At 65.4% G+C, this 18,974-nt stretch carries 14 protein-coding genes and 4 pseudogenes; 13 read left to right on the forward strand and 5 right to left on the reverse strand.

Going from position 1 to position 18,974, the window contains the following annotated elements; translation table 11 throughout:
- Positions 1-111 precede the first annotated feature (111 nt).
- Entirely contained in the window at positions 112-1,047 is a 936-nt protein-coding gene (locus KZO24_RS04110) for a glutaminase (RefSeq protein ID WP_271181189.1), read from the forward strand.
- A 106-nt stretch (positions 1,048-1,153) separates the two neighbouring features.
- Here the strand turns inward: KZO24_RS04110 and KZO24_RS04115 are convergent.
- Positions 1,154-2,091 (reverse strand): annotated as a pseudogene (locus KZO24_RS04115) (DMT family transporter).
- A 113-nt stretch (positions 2,092-2,204) separates the two neighbouring features.
- Here KZO24_RS04115 and KZO24_RS04120 point away from each other — a divergent pair.
- Both KZO24_RS04120 and KZO24_RS04125 read left to right on the forward strand, forming a co-directional pair.
- Positions 2,205-2,285, forward strand: a pseudogene (locus KZO24_RS04120) (AsnC family transcriptional regulator); the annotation flags it as partial.
- A 61-nt stretch (positions 2,286-2,346) separates the two neighbouring features.
- Positions 2,347-2,682 carry an Lrp/AsnC family transcriptional regulator gene (locus KZO24_RS04125; protein WP_486486906.1) on the forward strand — a complete coding sequence of 112 codons (336 nt, stop codon included), beginning with the start codon at positions 2,347-2,349 and terminating at the stop codon, positions 2,680-2,682.
- Here KZO24_RS04125 and KZO24_RS04130 read toward each other — a convergent pair.
- A complete protein-coding gene (locus tag KZO24_RS04130; RefSeq protein WP_271181186.1) occupies positions 2,679-4,457 on the reverse strand; it encodes a cation:proton antiporter domain-containing protein in 1,779 nt (592 codons plus the stop codon). The genes KZO24_RS04125 and KZO24_RS04130 overlap by 4 nt on opposite strands.
- A 100-nt stretch (positions 4,458-4,557) precedes the next feature.
- On the opposite strand from KZO24_RS04130, the gene KZO24_RS04135 reads away from it, so the two are divergent.
- The 5 genes and pseudogenes from KZO24_RS04135 to ligA all read left to right on the forward strand — a co-directional run bounded on the left by KZO24_RS04135 (position 4,558) and on the right by ligA (position 12,659).
- Positions 4,558-5,352 carry an outer membrane protein assembly factor BamD gene (locus KZO24_RS04135; protein ID WP_271181185.1) on the forward strand — a complete coding sequence of 265 codons (795 nt, stop codon included), beginning with the start codon at positions 4,558-4,560 and terminating at the stop codon, positions 5,350-5,352.
- 446 nt (positions 5,353-5,798) lie between these two features.
- Positions 5,799-8,337: pseudogene (locus KZO24_RS04140) on the forward strand (TonB-dependent receptor).
- A gap of 259 nt (positions 8,338-8,596) precedes the next feature.
- Positions 8,597-8,800 carry a hypothetical protein gene (locus KZO24_RS04145; protein ID WP_486486907.1) on the forward strand — a complete coding sequence of 68 codons (204 nt, stop codon included), beginning with the start codon at positions 8,597-8,599 and terminating at the stop codon, positions 8,798-8,800.
- Positions 8,801-8,814: 14 nt separating this feature from the next.
- A pseudogene (gene recN, locus KZO24_RS04150) lies at positions 8,815-10,478 on the forward strand (DNA repair protein RecN).
- 45 nt (positions 10,479-10,523) lie between these two features.
- Positions 10,524-12,659: an NAD-dependent DNA ligase LigA gene (gene ligA, locus KZO24_RS04155; protein WP_486486908.1), complete on the forward strand. Its 2,136-nt coding sequence runs from the start codon at positions 10,524-10,526 to the stop codon at positions 12,657-12,659.
- 114 nt (positions 12,660-12,773) lie between these two features.
- On the opposite strand, the gene sciP is transcribed toward ligA, so the two are convergent.
- Positions 12,774-13,076 (reverse strand): CtrA inhibitor SciP, encoded by a 303-nt coding sequence (gene sciP / locus KZO24_RS04160; RefSeq protein WP_271181180.1) that lies wholly within the window; start codon positions 13,074-13,076, stop codon positions 12,774-12,776.
- 231 nt (positions 13,077-13,307) lie between these two features.
- On the opposite strand from sciP, the gene KZO24_RS04165 reads away from it, so the two are divergent.
- A complete protein-coding gene (locus KZO24_RS04165) occupies positions 13,308-13,583 on the forward strand; it encodes a PilZ domain-containing protein (RefSeq protein ID WP_271181179.1) in 276 nt (91 codons plus the stop codon).
- Between the two features lie 21 nt (positions 13,584-13,604).
- Here KZO24_RS04165 and KZO24_RS04170 read toward each other — a convergent pair whose 3' ends face one another.
- Entirely contained in the window at positions 13,605-14,507 is a 903-nt protein-coding gene (locus KZO24_RS04170; protein ID WP_271181178.1) for a 50S ribosomal protein L11 methyltransferase, read from the reverse strand.
- Positions 14,504-15,400, reverse strand: coding sequence for a subclass B3 metallo-beta-lactamase (gene bla, locus KZO24_RS04175; RefSeq protein ID WP_271181177.1), 897 nt, complete (start codon positions 15,398-15,400; stop codon positions 14,504-14,506). Before bla ends, KZO24_RS04170 begins: the two co-directional genes overlap by 4 nt.
- 150 nt (positions 15,401-15,550) lie before the next feature.
- Between bla and sdhC the strand changes: the two genes are divergently transcribed.
- The 4 genes from sdhC (at position 15,551) to KZO24_RS04195 (ending at position 18,973) form a co-directional block, all read left to right on the forward strand.
- Entirely contained in the window at positions 15,551-15,946 is a 396-nt protein-coding gene (sdhC, locus tag KZO24_RS04180; RefSeq protein ID WP_008831297.1) for a succinate dehydrogenase, cytochrome b556 subunit, read from the forward strand.
- Positions 15,947-15,958: 12 nt separating this feature from the next.
- On the forward strand, positions 15,959-16,345 hold the full coding sequence (gene sdhD / locus KZO24_RS04185; RefSeq protein ID WP_008831298.1) for a succinate dehydrogenase, hydrophobic membrane anchor protein: 387 nt from the start codon (positions 15,959-15,961) through the stop codon (positions 16,343-16,345).
- Positions 16,345-18,153 carry a succinate dehydrogenase flavoprotein subunit gene (gene sdhA / locus KZO24_RS04190; protein WP_036523815.1) on the forward strand — a complete coding sequence of 603 codons (1,809 nt, stop codon included), beginning with the start codon at positions 16,345-16,347 and terminating at the stop codon, positions 18,151-18,153. Before sdhD ends, sdhA begins: the two co-directional genes overlap by 1 nt.
- A gap of 232 nt (positions 18,154-18,385) precedes the next feature.
- Positions 18,386-18,973, forward strand: coding sequence for a DUF308 domain-containing protein (locus KZO24_RS04195; protein ID WP_271181176.1), 588 nt, complete (start codon positions 18,386-18,388; stop codon positions 18,971-18,973).
- Position 18,974: the final 1 nt, after the last annotated feature.

Consider the following 18,974-nt stretch of genomic DNA (forward strand, 5'->3'; position numbering starts at 1 on the left):
CTTGATCCGGGACCGGTGGCTGTCTTTAGGTGAGAGGCGGCCGCGCGCGGTGCGAGGTGGGTCGTTCACGGCCAGCGGTCCCGGATCAAGTCCGGGACGACGGGAGTTGTAATGGCGTCCGACCTTGCTGAAATCGTCGCCGATATCGCCGAGGAAATGCGCGGCATTGCCGAGCGCGGCACCGTCGCCTCCTATATTCCGCCGCTCGCGTCGGTTCCGGCCGACAAGTTCGGCATCGCCGTGGTCATGGCCGACGGCACGGTTCACGCCGCAGGCGATGCGGACGAGGCGTTTTCGATCCAGTCGATCTCCAAGGTCTTCGCGTTGACGCTGGCATTGGGCGCGGTGGGGGACCAGTTGTGGAACCGGGTGGGCCGCGAGCCTTCGGGGTCGGCGTTCAACTCCATCGTCCAACTGGAAACCGAGCACGGCATTCCGCGCAATCCCTTCATCAACGCCGGGGCTATCGTGGTGTGCGATGTGCTGCTTGGCCGGTTGCAGCCGCGCGAGGCGATCGGGCAGATGCTGCGTTTCGTGCGCGAACTGGCGGGCGACGACGATACGATCCGCATAGACGAGACCGTCGCCCGCGCCGAGCAGGAGACCGGCTTTCGCAACATGGCGCTGGCCAATTACATGCGCGCCTTCGGGAACATCCATGGCGACGTGGAACTGGTGCTGGGCACCTATTTCCACTTCTGCGCGCTGGCGATGAGCTGTCGGCAGTTGGCAATGGCGGGGCGCTTCCTGATGGGGGACGGGCGTGTGGAGGGGCACCGGGTGGTCACTGCACGGCGGGCGCGGCGCATCAATGCGCTGATGATGTCCTGCGGGCACTACGACAATTCGGGCGACTTCGCCTATCGCATCGGCCTGCCGGGCAAGTCGGGGGTCGGGGGCGGCATCTTGTCGGTGGCTCCGGGGATCGCCAGCATCGCGGTGTGGTCGCCGGGGCTGAACGAGGCGGGCAACTCGCACCTCGGGCAACTGGCGCTGGAACAGCTTGTCCACCGCACGGGATGGTCGGTGTTCGAGCCGAGGGGATAGGTCCTTGAGGTGGGGCTTTCCACCAATCGTCATTGCGAGCAGAGCGAAGCAATCCAGAGCGGTGTAATGCTGCCCTGGATTGCTTCGCTGTGCTCGCAATGACGAATCAGGGGCGGCGATGCGCCGAAAGGCAGGTGACCACGCTCGCTACGACTAGCGTGAAGGCCGCCAGTTCCATCGGCGTCGGCAGGCGGCCTTCCCATGCGAAGCCGTAGATCAGCGCGAACAGCGTTTCGAACAGGATCATCTGGCCGACGAGGGTGAGTGGCAGCAGGCGGCTCATCCGGTTCCACAGCGCATTGCCGAGAATCGAGGCGAGGAGCGCGACGGCGACGCAGACGGCCGCGAAAGTCAGCCATTCGGGGGCGGGGCGGCGCCAGTCCTCCAGCACGAGCGAGACGGGGAGGAGGAGCAGGGCCTGCGCTCCGGTGACGAGGCCGGTCAGCAGGTTCCACTCATGGACTGAGACTTTGGTACGGACGAGGCAGCGGGCATTGCCGATCGCGAACGTGGTCCACGAGGCGAGCGCGCCGATGGCGCAGGCGAGGCCGGTCAGTTGCGCGGTCGTCGATCCGGAGGCGGGCGAGGCCAGCGACTGCCAGCCGATGCAGACCGCTCCTCCGGCGCAGAGCAGCAGCGAGGGCGCGAGGCGGCGCAGCGGTACGGCACCATGGTCGCGGCTGCCCACGATGGTCACCGCTACGGGCAGGAAGCCGATCACCAGCGAGGTCATCGCGACCCCGCCCGATTGCACGGCGCTGGCGAGGAACACGAAGTAGGCGGTGTTGCCGAGCAGGGCGAGCCAGGCGAGGCTCCACCACTCGCGCCGGGTCAGTGCTGAGAAGACCTGGCGGCGGCGCGGGGCGATCAGCACGGCCGATGCGGCTCCGTAACACAGGTAGCGGCCGATGCTCAGCTGGAGGGGGAGAAGCTGCCCGCCAGTTCGGGCGCCAGGAACACGAGGCCCCACAAGGCCCCCGCGCCGATGCCGCAGAGCACGCCGGTCAGGCGGTTGTCAGTGGGGATTGCCGTGCCTGTGGTCATCGTGTGGTAGCTTTATGTGCCGCTGAGTGCCGTTATGTGCCGTGAGCGAATATCACCTGGACAGCGGGTTGTGCGCTCTTGATTTAGCGGCGAAACGCAACAAAAACTCGCATATGCCCAAGAAGACCACCCCGCTCGACGCCTTCGACCGTGAAATCCTGCGAATCCTGCAGCGTGATAACAAGACGCCCCAGCGCGCGATCGGGGAAGCGGTGAACCTCTCGGCGGCGGCGGTGCAGCGGCGAGATCGCGGCGATGGAGCAGTCGGGCACGATCGTCGCCAACGTCGCGCTGGTCGATCCGGCGGCGCTCTCGCTGACGGTCACCGCGATCGTCGAGGTGTTCCTGCGCGACGAGCGCACCGCCAGTATCGATCGCGCCAAGGCGCTGTTCCGCGAGACGCCCGAAGTGCAACAGTGCTACTATACGACCGGCGGCACCAGCTTCGTTCTGGTGGTCGTCACTACGGACATGAGCGCCTACGAAGTGCTGACGCGGCGGCTGTTTTCCGACCACGAATGGGTGGCGAGTTTCCGCACGCTGATCGCCCTTGACCGGGTCAAGGGTGGTGCGGAAGTGGTTGTTCCCTAAGCTCTTTCCGCCTCACGCAGCTGGCCGGATTTCAGCGAGGGCTTCTCCGAAAGGCCGCCGCGTTCCATGATCATCTCGCGGAATTCGTCGCGCTTTTCGTGGATCGAGGCGATGATCGGTCCCATCGCGACGCCGGTTTCGACAAGCGCGGCCTCGGAAAGCTGCAGCGAACTTTCCAGTGTTTCGGGCACGGCATAGCTGGCTCCGGCGCGGTAGAGCTGGGCGGCATGGTCGGCGTCGCGGGCGCGGGCGAGAATCGGCAGGTCGGGGAACTGCTGGCGTAGTTTGCGCACGATGCGCTGGGCGGTGACAGGCTCGTCCATGGTGAGGATCACCGCCGCCGCCTCCGCCGCGCCGAGCCGCACCAAGGCGTCGCCGCGACCCGCGTTACCGAAGGCGACGGTGTAGCCGAGGCGCCGGCCGTGGGTCACGAGGTCGGCGTCGCTGTCGATGGCGAGATAGGGCCGCCCGTGCCGGGTCAGCATGTCGGCGACGAGGTGGCCGACGCGGCCGAAACCGACGATCAGCGTGCGCGGGCGGGTGGCGTCGTCGGCGGGACGGTGCGGCGTTTCGGCGCCGTCCACGCGCTTGCCCATGACCTTACCGGCCATCGCCAGGAGCGGGGTCACCGTCAGGCCGAGCGCGGTGACGATCTGCCAGAACTGCGCCGTGCCGGGCTGGATCAACTGGGCGGTGCTGGCCGCGGTCAGCACGATCAGCGTGGTCTCCGAAGGGCTCGACATGAGGATGCCCGCTTCGGTCGCAGTGCCGCGCCGGGCGCCCATCACCCGCAGCATCACGCCGGTCACCACCGATTTGAGCACGATGACCACGACCGTCGCGATCAGGATCGAGGCGAGGTTTTCCCAGACGACATAGAGGTCGATGCTCATGCCGATGGTGATCAGGAAGACGCCGAGGGCGAGGCCCTTGAACGGTTCGGTGATCTGCTCGACCTCCGAATGGTACTCGGTCTCGGCGATCAGCAGCCCGGCGACGAGGGCGCCGACGATGGGGGAAAGCCCGGCGGCGGCGGTTGCCAGCGAGGCGACGATCACCACCAGCAAACTCGCGGCGAGGAACAGTTCGGGGCTCTTGGTGCGGGCAGCCTGCGCGAACAGCGGCGGCAGCAGGTAGCGGCCGAAGATCAGCAGGCCGCCGACCACCACGGTGCCCCACAACAGGGTGTTGAGCAGGTCGCTGACACCGTCCCCGGTGTGCGGGCCGAGCGCGCCGAGCAGGAAGATGATGGGGACGAGGGCGATATCCTCGAACAGCAGCATCGCCAGTGCGGCCTTGCCGACCGGCGTTGTCGTCTCGGTGATCTTGAGCACCAGTGCGGTGGACGACAGCGCGAGGGCGAGACCCAGCGCCATGGCGCCGGAAAAGCTCTGGCCGATCGCCGCAAGGATGAAGGTCAGAGAGGCGGCGATGACAATCAGTTCGAGCGAGCCCAGCCCGAAGACCATGCGCCGCATCTCCCACAGGCGGGCGAAGGACAGCTCCAGACCGATCGAGAACAGCAGCAGGATGATGCCGAATTCGGCGAAGATATCCAGCCCGTCCGGGTCGGTGATGGTGATGTAATGCAGCCAGCGATGGTCGAACACATGGCGGCCGAGCCCGAACGGACCGACCAGCAGGCCGACGAGGATGAAGCCGATGACGGGCGTGATGCGGAACCGGTTGAACACCGGGATGACGATGCCTGCCGCGCCCAGGATCACCAGGGCGTCGGACATCATCGGGGAATAGAGATCGCTGCTGCCTGCCATGCGGGAAGCCTAGAGGTTGTAGCGGCTTGCGACAATTGCGCTGTCCACTCTTGCGCAACTTCACTTGGCGTTCAGCGAAGCGCTGGTTATAGACCCGTCCATGTTCGCACGCTCGTCGCTCAAGACCGCCATCCTCGCCGCCGCTACCGGGGCGATCGTTCTCACTGCCGGTTGCGGGGGACGGGCGAAGAATCGCGATACCGCCTACGTCGCGCGCGACGTCGATACGCTCTATGCCGCCGCGCAGGAACGGCTGGAAACCGGCCGCACCAAGCAGGCCGCCGCGCTGTTCGACGAGGTCGAGCGCCAGCATCCCTATTCGCCCTGGGCGCGCCGCGCGCAGCTGATGAGCGCGTTCAGCTACTATGCAGCGCGTGACTACAACAAGGCTGTCCAGTCGGCGCAGCGCTTCCTGTCGATTCACCCGGGCAACAAGGACGCGCCTTACGCCTACTACCTGATCTCGATCTGCTATTATGAACAGATCAGCGACGTGACCCGCGACCAGAAGACCACGCAGCAGGCCAAGCAGGCGCTGACCGACGTGATGCGCCGTTATCCCGGCACGACTTATGCGCGTGACGCCCAGCTCAAGATCGACCTCGTCAACGATCACCTCGCGGGCAAGGAAATGACCATCGGCCGCTCCTATGAGCGTAGCGGCAAGTGGCTGGCGGCGACGCTGCGCTTCCGCAATGTGGTCGATAACTTCCAGACCACCAGCCACACGCCCGAGGCACTGTACCGCCTTGTCGAGGGCTACCTTTCGATGGGTATCCCCGAAGAAGCGCAGAAGGCAGCAGCCGTTCTGGAGCACAACTACCCGAACAGCGACTGGTATGCCCGTGCCTACAAGCTGATGGAAAAGAGCGCGCCGAAGAACGTCGCGGCCTGATATTCCGGCCCTCTTCCGGGCTTGCTCGGGAGAGGAGTACAGCCCCGTACACGGGGCCAATCATGCTTTACATTTGTCCTCTAGCGGCCGCGCTTCCCAGCGCCGCCGCTTTTCTCGTGGGCCACGCCGCGGCGATCCCTCGCTTTGCCGCCGAGCAGTTTCACTTTAGCGCCTGATAGCTGAAGTCTATTGTCCACTAAATAAGTTGAGATTAGAAAAGCTCAACAAGAGGCGAAACGGCCTGGAGGAAAAGTCATATGAGGGCCACGCGGTGCCACCGCAGGCATTCCATGATCCCTTCCGGCCGAACCCGCAAGCGGCGCATTCGACAGCGAAGTGCCGCGCGCAGACCCTCGAGCCATACCTGCCGGCCCTGAAGGGGAAGGCCGACCAGGTGCACACCGGATCGCCGGTTGCATTCAATTCCCTGACAGAGGATTTGAATAATGACTTCGTTCGTCCGCCGGACATTACTGGCAACCACCGTACTCGCTTCGGCGACGATCGGCTTCTCTGCGGCACATGCCGAAGAAGCCGCGCCTGCTGCCGCAGCCACCGCGTCCGCCGCCGACGAGCAGGACAATCCAACTTCGGTCGGTACCGGTGCGCGTGACCGCGGCGCCGACATCGTCGTCACTGCACGCCGCCGCCAGGAATCGAGCCAGGAAGTGCCGCTCGCGATTTCGGTCGTTGGAGGGGAGCACATCGATTCGACCGGTTCCTTCAACGTCGGCCGCCTGCAGCAGCTGACGCCGACGCTTCAGTATTACTCGTCAAACCCGCGCAACACCGCCGTCAACATCCGTGGTCTGGGCGTTCCGTTCGGCCTGACCAACGACGGCATCGAGCAGGGCGTCGGCATCTACGTCGACGACGTCTACAACTCGCGCGTGGCCTCCGCGACGTTCGACTTCCTCGACGTGGCACAGGTCGAAGTGCTGCGCGGGCCGCAGGGTACGCTCTACGGCAAGAACACCACGGCAGGCGCGATCAACATCACGACCAACCAGCCGACCTTCGACTTCGAGGGCAAGGCCGAGGTCTCGATCGGCAACTACAACTTCAAGCAGGCCAAGGCCGCGATCTCCGGCCCGCTGACCGATAATCTCGCGGCGCGCATCGCCGTCTCCTCGACCAGTCGCAAGGGCACGATCTACAACGTCACCACTGGCGAGCACATCCAGAGCCAGGACAATCTGGGTCTGCGCGGCCAGCTGCTGTGGAAGCCGACCGATACCATCGACGTGACCCTCGCGGGCGACTTCAGCAACCAGGACGCCAACTGCTGCGGCTCGGTCTACGTCCGCACCGGCGCCACCCAGCGAGCCATCAATCGCCAGTTCGCGGCTCTCGCCGCTGCTCAGGGCTATGCGCCGCCGAGCCTGAATGCGTTCGACCGTCTGACCGATCTCGACACCGACCTGCGCGCCAAGAACAAGATCGGCGGCGCTTCGCTGCGCGTGAAGTGGGAACTGGGCGAGGGCACGCTGACCTCGATCACTGCCTGGCGCTTCTGGGACTGGGATCCCTCGAACGACCGCGACTTTACCGGGCTGCCGATCGTCGCGTTGTCGCAGAACCCGTCGCAGCAGGACCAGTACACGCAGGAACTGCGCTACAACTACAGCAGCGACAAGATCGACTTCGTCGTCGGCGCCTTCGGTTTCTACCAGCGCATCGACACGCAGGGCACCGAGGCGCAAGGCGCGGCCGCGAGCCGCTGGAGCATCAATCCGGGCAGCGTCGCCGCCGTCCCGCCGGGCTCCTCGGGCTGCGGTACGAGCGCGGCGAACCAACTCGCCTGCGATCCGACGGTGCTTGACGGCCTAGTCGCCTACAACACGCAGTACCTGAAGAACACCAGCGCCGCACTCTATGGCCAGTTGAGCTGGCACATCACGCCCGAACTGACCCTGCAGCCCGGCGTGCGCCTCAACTACGACAAGAAGGAAGGCTACTACCAGCGCCGCGTGTTCGACGGGCAGGGCAACGAACTGCTGCTCGGCCTGCCCAGCTACACCGCGCGGCAGAGCGCGCAGCTGGCGATCTATACACCGCAGGAAATCTCGCCGACGTTCAGCGACTGGAACTTCAGCTACGACTTCACCGCCAGCTACAAGGTGGCGCAGGACGTGCTGCTCTATGCGACCTATGCGAAGTCGTTCAAGTCGGGCGGCATCAACCAGAACGGCGTGCCGGTCGATGCGCAGAACAACCCGATCCTGGCGACCGCGACGGTCAAGCCCGAGTCGGTCCATCACTATGAAGCCGGCATCAAGACGCAGTTCTGGGATCGCCGTGCGACCTTCAATCTCTCGATCTTCCGCACCGACATCACCAACTACCAGGCCAACGTGAACAACGGCCAGTACGGCGTGCTGCGCGGCTATCTCGCCAATGCAGGAGCGGTGCGTTCGCAGGGTGTCGAGGCGGACTTCTCGGTCCGTCCGAGCGAACGGTTCAACGCTTACGTCAACGGCGCCTACACCGACGCGACCTATCGCAAGTTCACCGACGCGCCGTGCCCGCCGGAGCTTTCCGGCGGCACCACCGTCACATCGACCACAACGGTCAGTCCCGCAGGTACACCGGGCGGCATCAGCCCCGAAAACTGCGACATCTCTGGCCAGCGCCTGCCGGGCGTCTCGAAGTTCTCGTTCTCGTTCGGTGCCGAGGTCAACGCCCCGGCCAAGCTGCTCGGCAAGGAGGGTGAGGTCTACTTCGGCTATGACGGCTCGGTGCGTTCGAACTTCTCGTCGAGATCCGTCGCCCTCGGCCTACACGTGGATCGACGGTTACAGCCTGCACAACTTCCGCGCTGGTTTCCGCACTGAAAGCGGGTTCGACGTCTACGGTTGGGTGCGCAATGCCTTCGACGAGAACTATTTCGAGCAGCTGATGGTCGGCCCCGGCAATACCGGCCTGATCGCCGGCCTTCCGGGTGACCCGCGGACCTGGGGCTTCACCATCAAATCCGCCTTCTGAAACCCGCCTGAAGCTTGTACCCCCGCAGCGTCATCCGCGCTGCGGGGGTAAATTTATTGCGGCAAGCCGGGAACTTTTTCCGACGGGCTGATCTGAAAAATCGCTTAAATCGTTTGCACTGTGAACCTTAAGTAATTTCTCTTTGATGGAAATCGTCCTTATGGTGGTTTTTACCAATTAAGGTGAGCCTACATAAAGGGAATTCGGACAAAAGCCGGAGACTGCCGACAGGCTGGGACAGGTCGCAAGAGCAATGAACATGAAGCACGATTTCCCGTTCGAGCCCGACATCCGCGTCGAGATCCGCCCAGAAGCGGACATGGCGACCCGAGCTTGCCGCGATCGTCGCCATATTCCTCGCGGGCTGGGCCGCGCTCGTCGCCCATTACTTGAACGGCAGTACGGGCTGGTAATCGCCTTTGCTTCGCGCGAAGCGGGTGACGGGCGGTCACGCATCGGCTAGAACGCTTCGCGAACATGCTTAGCCGGCTTTCCATTCGCAACATCGTGCTGATCGAGGCGCTCGACCTCGATTTCGCCCGTGGCCTCGGCGTCCTCACTGGTGAGACCGGTGCGGGCAAATCCATCCTGCTTGATGCGCTGGGCCTCGTGCTCGGCAATCGGGCGGATAGTGGACTTGTGCGCGGGGGAGAGGATCGGGCCAGCGTCACCGCCAGCTTCGATGTCTCGGCGATTCCTGCTTCCGTGCTGGCGACGATCGACGACGCCGGGCTGGAGATCGAGCCCGGCGAGCCGCTCATCCTAAAGCGCCAGCTCAAGGCCGACGGCGGCTCGAAGGCTTTCCTCAACGACCAGAGCGTCGGTGTCGCCCTGCTTCGCGAGATCGCGCCCGCGCTGGTCGAGATTCACGGCCAGCATGACGATCGTGGTCTGGTCAACGCGCGCGGCCACCGCGCGCTGCTCGACCGTTTCGCGGGCGGTGAGGTCGCGGGGGTCGAGGCGGCGTGGAAGGACTGGCGCGGCGCGCAGGATGCATTGGAACTTGCACGCGAACGCGTCGCCCGCGCCGCCGAGGATCAGGACCTGCTGCTCGCGCATCTCGCCGAACTGACCACGCTCGCCCCTGTCGAGGGGAGGAGGACGAACTCGCCGGTGCCCGCGCGCAGATGCAGAAGGGCGAAAAGCTGGCCGACGATCTCTCGGCCCTGCAGCACTTGTGGACCGGCTCTGATTCGGCGCTGGCGCAATTGCGCACCGCCTCGCGCCGCCTCGACCGTATCGCCGGAGAGCACGAACTGCTGGAAGAAGCGCTGGCCGCGCTCGATCGCGCCGTGATCGAGGCGAGCGAGGCCGAGGACAAGCTCGACAAGGCGGCCGAAGCGCTGGCCTTCGACCCGGCCGAACTCGACCGCATCGAGACCCGGTTGTTCGACTTGCGCGCCGTCGCCCGCAAGCAAGGCTGCCAGGTCGATGACCTGCCCGCGAAGATGACCGAGATGCGCGCCGCGCTCGACGACATCGAAGGCGGTAACGAGCATATCGTCGAACTGGAAAAAGCGGCGCAGAAGGCCGCGCTGGCCTATCGCGAGAAGGCGGGCGCGCTCCACGATTTGCGGCGTGCGGCGGCGAAAAAGCTCGACGCAGCCGTGGCGACGGAACTGGCGCCGCTCAAGCTGGATGCCGCGAGGTTCCAGACTTCGGTGGTGCGTCTTCCCGAGGAGCGCTGGGGCGCTTCGGGCATGGATGCGGTGGAATTCCTCATCAGCACCAACCCCGGCTCCGATTTCGCGCCGCTCGGCAAGATCGCCAGCGGCGGCGAATTGTCGCGCTTCATCCTCGCGCTGAAGGTGGCGCTGGCCGAAGAGGGCGGTGCGGCGACGGTGATCTTCGACGAGATCGATCGCGGCGTCGGCGGTGCGGTGGCTGACGCCATCGGCGAACGCCTCTCGCGCCTCGCCTCCAGCGGGCAGTTGCTGGCGGTGACGCACTCTCCGCAAGTCGCGGCGCGCGGCGACCGGCACTACATGATCGCCAAGTCCAGCCAAGGCACCGTCACGCGCACTTCGGTAACACCGCTGACTGACGCCGAGCGCAAGGAAGAGATCGCCCGCATGCTCTCCGGCGCGCAAGTGACCGACGAGGCGCGCGCGCAGGCGGACAGGCTGCTGGTGCGGGTGTAAGCAGCAGACTGGTCCCGGCCCGCGCAACGTTGCATAGCGCAAATCATGACTGCCGATTCCCCGAACGAAGCCGAAGCCGCCAACGAACTCATGCGGCTTGCGCGCCAGATCAACCGCGCCAACCGCCTCTACCACGCCGAGGATGCGCCGGAGATCACCGACGCCGATTACGACGCGCTGGTGCGGCGTAATGCGGAGCTGGAAGCAGCGTTCCCGCATCTTACGAGACCCGATCTGCCCAGTAACAAGGTCGGCCACGAAGTCGCCGCCTCACCGCTCGGCAAAGTGACGCACGAGGTTCGCATGATGAGCCTCGACAATGCCTTCACCGACGAGGAAGTCGGGGAGTTCCTGACGCGCGTGCGGCGGTTCCTGTCACTTGCCGCCGAGGAACCACTGGTGATGACGGCGGAGGACAAGATCGACGGCCTCTCCTGCTCGCTGCGCTACGAGCACGGCAAATTGGTGCGCGCCGCCACGCGCGGGGACGGGCAAGTGGGCGAGGACGTTACCGCCAACGTCGCGCATATCGCCGACGTCGTGCAGGAACTCGAAGGCGAGGACATTCCCGAGGTCTTCGAGGTGCGCGGCGAAGTCTACATGGAAAAGGGGGCGTTCCTCGCCCTTAACACCCAGTTGATGGACGAGGCGCGCGCGCTGGCCGACAGCAAGGGCGAGGCGTTCGACGACAGCAAGGTCCGCCAGTTCGCCAACCCGCGCAATGCCGCAGCCGGATCGCTGCGCCAGAAGGATGCCAGCGTCACCGCGAGGCGCCCTTTGCGCTTCTGGGCGCACGGTTGGGGCGCCGCCAGCCATATGCCCGGCGCGAGCCAGCATGAAGTCATCCGTCGTATCGAAAGCTGGGGCCTGCCGGTCTCGCCGCAATTCCGCCAGTGCCACTCGATCGACGAGATGCTGGCCGCTTACCGTGCCATTCGCGATGGCCGCGCTGCGCTGCCGTTCGAGATCGATGGGGTGGTCTACAAGGTGGACCGGCTCGACTGGCAGCAGCGGCTGGGCTTCGTCGCCAAGGCGCCGCGCTGGGGCATGGCGCACAAGTTCCCCGCCGAGCGAGCGGAGACCACGCTCGGATCGATCGATATCCAGGTCGGGCGCACCGGCAAGCTGACGCCGGTGGGACGCCTCAAGCCGGTGCTGGTGGGCGGCGTGACGGTCACCAACGTGACGCTTCACAACCGCGACGAGATTGTGCGCCTCGGCGTGCGTCCCGGTGACCGGGTGGTGCTCCAGCGCGCGGGCGACGTCATCCCGCAAGTGGTCGACAACCTCTCCCGCGAGGAGGAGCGTGAGGCTTACGTTTTCCCGGACCATTGTCCGCAGTGCGACTCCGAGGCGGTCGCGGCGGAGGGTGAAGTCGATGTCCGCTGCACCGGCGGGCTGATCTGCCCGGCGCAGCGGACCGAGCGTCTCAAGCACTTCGTCAGCCGCGCCGCACTCGACATCGAGGGTTTGGGCGAGAAGACGATCGACGAGTTTTTCGCACAGGGCTGGCTCGAAAGCCCGGCCGACATCTTCCGTCTCCGCAGGCGCCGCGAGGAGATCCTTGCCCTCGAAGGGTGGAAGGACAAGTCTGTGGACAACCTGTTGGCGGCTGTGGAAAGCAAGCGCAGCCCCGACGCCGCCCGGCTCCTGTTCGGCCTCGGCATCCGCCACGTCGGGGCCGTGACCGCGCGCGATCTGCTCAAGCGCTTCACGACGCTTCCCGAACTGCGCGCTCTCGCCGAGCAGGCGCAGGTCAAGCAGGGCGAAGACGAAGTGAAGGCAGCAAGCGACGCCTATGCCGAATTGATCTCCATCGACGGCGTCGGCCCGGTGGTGGTCGAGGCGCTGGGAGACTTCTTCCACGAGGAGCACAACCGTGCTGTCTGGGACGACCTGTTGAGCGAGGTGTCGCCGCCGCCTTACGTCGTCGAGACTAAGGAAAGCGAAGTCTCGGGCAAGACCGTGGTGTTTACCGGCAAGCTGGAGACGATGAGCCGCGACGAAGCCAAGGCACAGGCCGAGCGGCTGGGCGCCAAGGCTGCGGGATCGGTATCGCCAAAGACGGACATTCTGGTCGCGGGACCGGGGGCGGGCTCGAAATTGAAGAAGGCGGCCGAGCTGGGGATTCGGGTGCTCAGCGAAGAAGAATGGGCCGAGATCGTTCGCGCGGCGGGATAAGGCAAAGCAAAGCCCTCCCGCGAGCGGGAGGGCCGGAAGGCTGGCCCCGAAGGGCTGGCCGGAATGCTTTTCAGCTACGCGCGACGTGCAGGGGGATACCGCAGCGCGATAGGCTCAACTGTAACGGCCGCGGCGCTCGTGCACCTGACGGTAATGCTGGACGCGCGTGGCGCGCAGACCAGCCATTCCTTCGCGTTCGATCGAGCGCTGCCAAGAGGCAAGCTCTTCGAGCGTAAGATCGTAGCGCTCGCACGCTTCCGCGATCGTCAGCAGTCCGCCGTTGACCGCAGCTACCACTTCAGCCTTCCTGCGTACCACCCAGCGCGAAGTCTTGGGCGGCGGTAGGCTGTCGATGCTCATCGGTTCGCCGAGCGGACCGGTGATGACCGTTGGACGGTCGTTCTTAACGTCTTCCATGGTTGGCCTCGTAAAAGCTGTCTGCCAACCCCCTGTCGATGTCTATTCTGCGTATTAAACCTTAACTTGAGGCAATCGCGGTTGGTTAATTGATGTTTACGATGTTTTACATATTCTCGGGGAAAAATTCATAAAAATGCAATCGATACAGGAGCCAAATCTTTACCGGCCGTTTACCAGTGTTAATTACCTTTACCTCCTGACCAGATCCATTGCTCAAGAGAGGTAAACGTGCAGAGCCGCCGCAAGCTGTCGACGCATGCTTCCGCCGTGGCGCGGCACGTGACTTCGGACGGCTGCCAGTTCGTTATCGAGCGGGCGGGTGTCGCTGCGGGCCAGTGCTTCAGCTTCGTGGTGGATGATTATCCGCCGGTGCGCGGCACCGTGCGCTGGGTGGTCAAGGACCGCGTCGGTTTCGCCTTCGACCGGCCGATCTCACGCGACGCACAGGCCGCGATGCTGCGGCGCAGTCGCGTGGTTCAGGGGCTGGAACTGCTTCCGGTGTGAGATTTCAGGGGCAGGCGTGTGTTAACGCCCCCGCTTGCGCATCCACAGGATCGACCAGTCGCCATTGACCATGCGCGCGGCGAGGCGCAGGCCTGCCTTGCGGCACGCAGCGCGCACGGCGGCTTCCTGCGTCTCCAACAGGCCCGCCAGCAGCAGGTGCCCGCCCGGGACGAGCGACTTGCCGAAATCGGGTGCGAGGCTGACCAGCGGTCCGGCGAGAATATTCGCCAGGATCAGGTCGTAAGGCCCGCGTGCCTCCAGCACCGGATGGGTCATGCCGTCGGCCACTGTCATCACCAGTTCGCCGCGCCGGGCCCCCATCGTCACGCCATTGGCCTCGGCATTGTCTTGGACCACGTTGACGCAGACGGCATCGATGTCGCTCGCGATCGCCAGCGTGCGCGGCCAGAGCGAGAGTGCGGCGAAAGCAAGCAGGCCGGTGCCGGTGCCGATGTCGGCGCAGTTGCGTACGACGAGCCCCTGCGCCTTCATGTGCGTCAGCATCGCCAGGCACCCGGCGGTCGTGGCGTGATGGCCGGTGCCGAAGGCCTGGCTGGCGGGGATCGCGAAGTCGAAGACGCCGGGCTCGTCCACTGCCGGGTGATCGGGGGTGTGCACGTGGAAGCGTCCGGCGCGGATCGGCTCAAGCCCTTCCTGGCTGGCGACGAGCCAGTCGGTTTCCGGCAGTTCCTCGACGATCAGCTTGGGTTTCGTCTCAGCGAAAAGGACAGTGATCGCGGTTTTGTCCGCCCTGGTAGGCTTGCGGTCGAGCCAGGCTTCCAGAACCCAGTCCTCGGGCTGGTCCTCGGCGACTTCGCGGCCGGAAAGGACGATCTCGTGATCCCAGTCCCAGGCGTCTTCATGCGCGACGAGAGCTGCCTCGATGACGGGGCGGGCGGCGAAGACGGTGACTTTCCAGCTCACTTGGCATTTTCCTTGGCAAGACGCTGGGCAAGGCGCCCCTCTGCGAATTTCGCATAAGCGGGGCAGGCGTTGTTGTCGGCTAGCGGCGTATTTCCGGCGAAGCGTTCCATCATCTCGCTCTGGCCGGGATGCGGGGTGAGCAGGATGTCGCAGGGCAGGGCGGCCATCACCGGCAGGCCCTTTCGGATCGCCGCAATGCGCTGCGGGTGATCGGTGAAGCGGTAGCCGTCAGACGAGATCGTCGAGGAGCTGTCCGCGTAGGCGATCCTGCGGCAGCCCAGCTTGGGCGCGCAGGAGGTCCACGTCCAACTTGTCGAGCCCGGAGCGTGCACCGGCGTTGCATGTGCGGTCAGCAGCAGATTGCCTACGGCTAGGGTATCCCCGTCCTTCAACACGCGATCGACGCGGACCGGGGCCATAGGGTCGAGACCGGCGAATTGCGGGTCGTCGGCGCTCGGCTTGCCGCTGGCGAGAGCCGCTTTCTGCGCGGGAAGGGCTGCAACTTTTGCACCCGTCGCTTGCTGCAGTGCGGCAAGCGCGCCGACATGGTCGAAGTGCTCGTGACTGGCAACAATCCAGCGCAGGTCCTTCGGGTTGAACCCGGCGCGCCGGATGTTCGCCAGCACCAGCGGGGCAGCCTTGGTCACGCCCGCGTCCACCAGCACATGTCCCTTGTCGCCCGTCACCAGGATCGCGGAAATGCCGCAGGTTCCCACGTACCAGGTATTCGCGAAGATGCGCGCAGGGGGAGCGGGGTCCGCCCATTCGTCCTTGCCCTCGCATGCCTTGGCGAGCGTCGCAGGCGTTACCGCTCCTTGCTCTGCGGCGCGGGCCACGAAAGGAGAAATGGCCGTCAGGGCAGCCAGCGCGATAGCCAGGGAGGTGCGACTCATGCGCGATGCTTTACGGCGCGCCTGTAAGATAGGCCAGTCCACCACGCAGATGTTGCGCCGCAGAACTTGCACCGTCCCTCGATTTGTCTAAGGGGGCTTGCAATAGGGCAGTTCATGACACTGCCGCAGGCAAGGGGATTCGTAAGCGCCATGGCAAACGCCGGGACCAAGAACCGTCCGCTCTCGCCGCACCTCCAGATCTGGAAGTGGGGCCCGCACATGTTCGTGTCGATCCTCCACCGCGTCACCGGCGATGGCATGGCATTCGCCGGCCTCGCTGTGCTGCTGTGGTGGCTGGGCGCGCTCGCCGGAGGCCCGGCCTCCTATGCGACCTTCGCGTGGGCGATGACGACGCCGATCGGCTATCTGGTGCTCGTGGGCATCTCGTGGGCCTTCTTCAGCCACATGGCGAGCGGCATTCGCCACTTCTTCCTCGACGTCGGGGCCGGCTTCGAACTGCAGGCGAACCGCCTGTGGTCGATCCTGTGCCCGGTCCTGGGTGTCGTTCTCACCGCCGCCTTCTGGGCGCTCCTGCTGCTTCGCTGAGGGTAACGAACAATGGGTAACGGAACCTCCATCGGCCGCGTGCGCGGCCTCGGCTCGGCAAAGGGCGGCGTCCACCACTGGCTGCTGCAGCGCTTCACCGCGATCGGCAACCTGATCTCGGTGCTGTTCCTGATCGTCTCGCTGGTGCTGCTGCCGGACTATTCCTACGGCACCATCGTCGAGTGGATCGCACGTCCGGTCCCGGCCGTGATGATGATCCTGCTGGTCGTCACGACCTTCTGGCACGCGCGCCTCGGCCTGCAGGTGCTGGTCGAGGACTACCTGCACGACCACGCCAACAAGTTCGCCGCCATCGCCGCGCTGAACCTTGCCGCTTGCGGCGGGATCGCGTTCGGCGTGTTCTGCATCGTCCGTATCGCGCTGGGAGCACACGCCTGATGTCCGCGCCTGCCTACAAGATCATCGACCACACCTACGACACCGTCGTCGTCGGCGCCGGCGGCTCGGGCCTGCGCGCCACGATGGGCTCGGCCGAAGCCGGGCTGAAGACCGCGTGCATCACCAAGGTGTTCCCCACACGAAGCCACACCGTTGCGGCGCAGGGCGGCATTGCCGCGTCGCTCAAGAACAACACGCCGGACCACTGGACCTGGCACATGTACGACACCGTCAAGGGGTCGGACTGGCTGGGCGATCAGGACGCCATCGAATACATGGTGCGCGAGGCTCCCGCAGCCGTGTACGAGCTGGAGCACGCAGGCGTGCCCTTCAGCCGCAACGCCGACGGCACGATCTACCAGCGTCCGTTCGGCGGCCACATGCAGAACATGGGCGAAGGCCCGCCGGTGCAGCGCACTTGCGCCGCCGCCGACCGTACCGGCCACGCCATGCTCCACGCGCTGTACCAGCAGTCGCTGAAGTACGACGCGGACTTCTTCATCGAATACTTCGCGATCGACCTCATCATGGACGGCGGAAAGTGCGTCGGCGTGATCGCGCTGTGCATGGATGACGGCACGATCCACCGCTTCCGCTCGCAGGCCGTCGTGCTCGCGACCGGCGGCTATGGCCGTTCGTACTTCACTGCGACTTCGGCCCATACCTGCACCGGCGACGGCGGCGGCATGGTGCTGCGCGCGGGCCTGCCCCTGCAGGACATGGAGTTCGTCCAGTTCCACCCGACCGGCATCTACGGCGCCGGCGTTCTCATCACCGAGGGCGCACGCGGCGAGGGCGGCTACCTGACCAACTCCGAAGGCGAGCGCTTCATGGAGCGCTACGCTCCCTCGGCCAAGGATCTCGCCAGCCGTGACGTCGTGTCGCGCTCGATGGCGATGGAAATCCGCGAAGGCCGGGGCGTCGGTCCGCACAAGGACCACATCTACCTGCACCTCGATCACATCGATCCCAAGGTGCTGGGCGAGCGTCTGCCGGGCATCACCGAGAGCGGCAAGATCTTCGCGGGCGTGGACCTTACCCGCCAGCCGTTGCCGGTCGTCCCGACCGTGCACTACAACATGGGCGGCATCCCGTGCGACTATAACGGCCGCGTGATGACCATCGGCCCCGACGGCGATCCCGAAACCGTGGTTCCGGGCCTGTTCGCGGTGGGCGAGGCGGCTTGCGTCTCGGTTCACGGCGCCAACCGTCTGGGCTCGAACTCGCTGATCGACCTCGTGGTGTTCGGCCGCGCGACCGGCCTGTACCTCAAGGAAAACCTGACGCCGAACGGTACGCAGGCGGAACTGCCCAAGGATTCGGCCGATCTGGCGCTCACCCGCCTCGACCACTTCCGCAATGCCAACGGCTCGTCCTCGACGGCGGAAATCCGCACCGAGATGCAGCGCACCATGTCGCTTCACGCGGCGGTGTTCCGCACCGACGAACTGATGGTCGAGGGCAAGGAAAAGCTCGCCGCGACCTATCAGAAGATGAACGACATCAAGGTCACCGATCGCGGCCTGATCTGGAACTCGGACCTGGTGGAGACGCTGGAGCTGGACAACCTGATCTCGCAGGCCACCGTGACCCTGCACGGCGCACAGAACCGCAAGGAAAGCCGCGGCGCGCATGCGCACGAGGACTTCCCGAACCGCGACGACGTGAACTGGATGAAGCACACCGCGACCTGGTTCGACGGCTGGGGCGGCAAGGGCGGCGACGTCCGCATCGACTATCGTCCGGTCCACGAATTCACGCTGACCGACGACGTCGAGTACATCAAGCCCAAGGCCCGCGTGTACTGATCTTCGGCGCAAGCTGAAAACGAGAGGAGGGCGGCGCAGCGGCAAGGCTGCGCCGCCCTTTTCGTTTCACTCCCAGCCCCTCCCGCAAGCGGGAGGGAGAAAGTGCGAGAATGCCCCTCCCGCTTGCGGGAGGGAGCGAGACTGGGCCGCAGGCCCTAGTCGCAGCGGGGTGGGCGCGTCGGCGCGCAACCCTTCGCCCTGCCGTGCATTGCAGCGGGTGAAAGGAACCCCCATGCAACGCACCGACGTCGATCCCCTGCTTGAGCCCAACGTGCACCGCGACCCGCTCGTGCGCGAGATGGAGCGCGCGCCCGGTAGTACCTGGGGCTGGGTGATGGGCTACGGCGTGCTGCTGATCCTTGCTGCGCTGATCGTACTGCTCAATCCGCTGGTAGCGGGTGTGGCTACCGGGCTGATCCTTGGCGTGATCCTCATCGTTGCGGGCGTGGCGGCGATCGCGGCGGGCTGGACCTCGCTGTCGAGTCGCGCGCGGTGGACGGAGATCCTGCTCGGCGTTCTCGCGCTGCTGGCGGGCATCTTCGCCGTGGCAGACCCGGTTGCGGGCGCGCTGTCGCTGGTCATCGCCATCGGGCTATGGCTGGTCGTCTCCGGCGTGTTCCAGATCGCCTTCGCGCTCAAGGCACGCCACGACAAGGGCTGGCGCCTGCTGCTCGGCGTGCTCGACGTGGTGCTGGGGCTGGTGCTGCTGTTTTCGAGTGCGGCGACGGGCCTCGCTTTCCTCGCCATCATCGTCGCGATCAGCCTTACGGTGCGTGCGGTGTTCCTGATCCAGCTGGCCCTGCTGCTCAAGCGCAGCTGAG

It is taken from the genome of Novosphingobium sp. NFX11 (assembly GCF_057376415.1).

Bases quoted from the DNA above. Each gene is read 5' to 3' on its own strand.
- KZO24_RS04110 (WP_271181189.1), top strand. From the start codon at position 112: ATGGCGTCCGACCTTGCTGAAATCGTCGCCGATATCGCCGAGGAAATG.
- KZO24_RS04125 (WP_486486906.1), top strand. From the start codon at position 2,347: ATGGAGCAGTCGGGCACGATCGTCGCCAACGTCGCGCTGGTCGATCCG.
- KZO24_RS04130 (WP_271181186.1), bottom strand. From the start codon at position 4,457: ATGGCAGGCAGCAGCGATCTCTATTCCCCGATGATGTCCGACGCCCTG.
- KZO24_RS04135 (WP_271181185.1), top strand. From the start codon at position 4,558: ATGTTCGCACGCTCGTCGCTCAAGACCGCCATCCTCGCCGCCGCTACC.
- KZO24_RS04145 (WP_486486907.1), top strand. From the start codon at position 8,597: ATGAAGCACGATTTCCCGTTCGAGCCCGACATCCGCGTCGAGATCCGC.
- ligA (WP_486486908.1), top strand. From the start codon at position 10,524: ATGACTGCCGATTCCCCGAACGAAGCCGAAGCCGCCAACGAACTCATG.
- sciP (WP_271181180.1), bottom strand. From the start codon at position 13,076: ATGGAAGACGTTAAGAACGACCGTCCAACGGTCATCACCGGTCCGCTC.
- bla (WP_271181177.1), bottom strand. From the start codon at position 15,400: ATGAGTCGCACCTCCCTGGCTATCGCGCTGGCTGCCCTGACGGCCATT.
- sdhC (WP_008831297.1), top strand. From the start codon at position 15,551: ATGGCAAACGCCGGGACCAAGAACCGTCCGCTCTCGCCGCACCTCCAG.
- sdhD (WP_008831298.1), top strand. From the start codon at position 15,959: ATGGGTAACGGAACCTCCATCGGCCGCGTGCGCGGCCTCGGCTCGGCA.
- sdhA (WP_036523815.1), top strand. From the start codon at position 16,345: ATGTCCGCGCCTGCCTACAAGATCATCGACCACACCTACGACACCGTC.
- KZO24_RS04195 (WP_271181176.1), top strand. From the start codon at position 18,386: ATGCAACGCACCGACGTCGATCCCCTGCTTGAGCCCAACGTGCACCGC.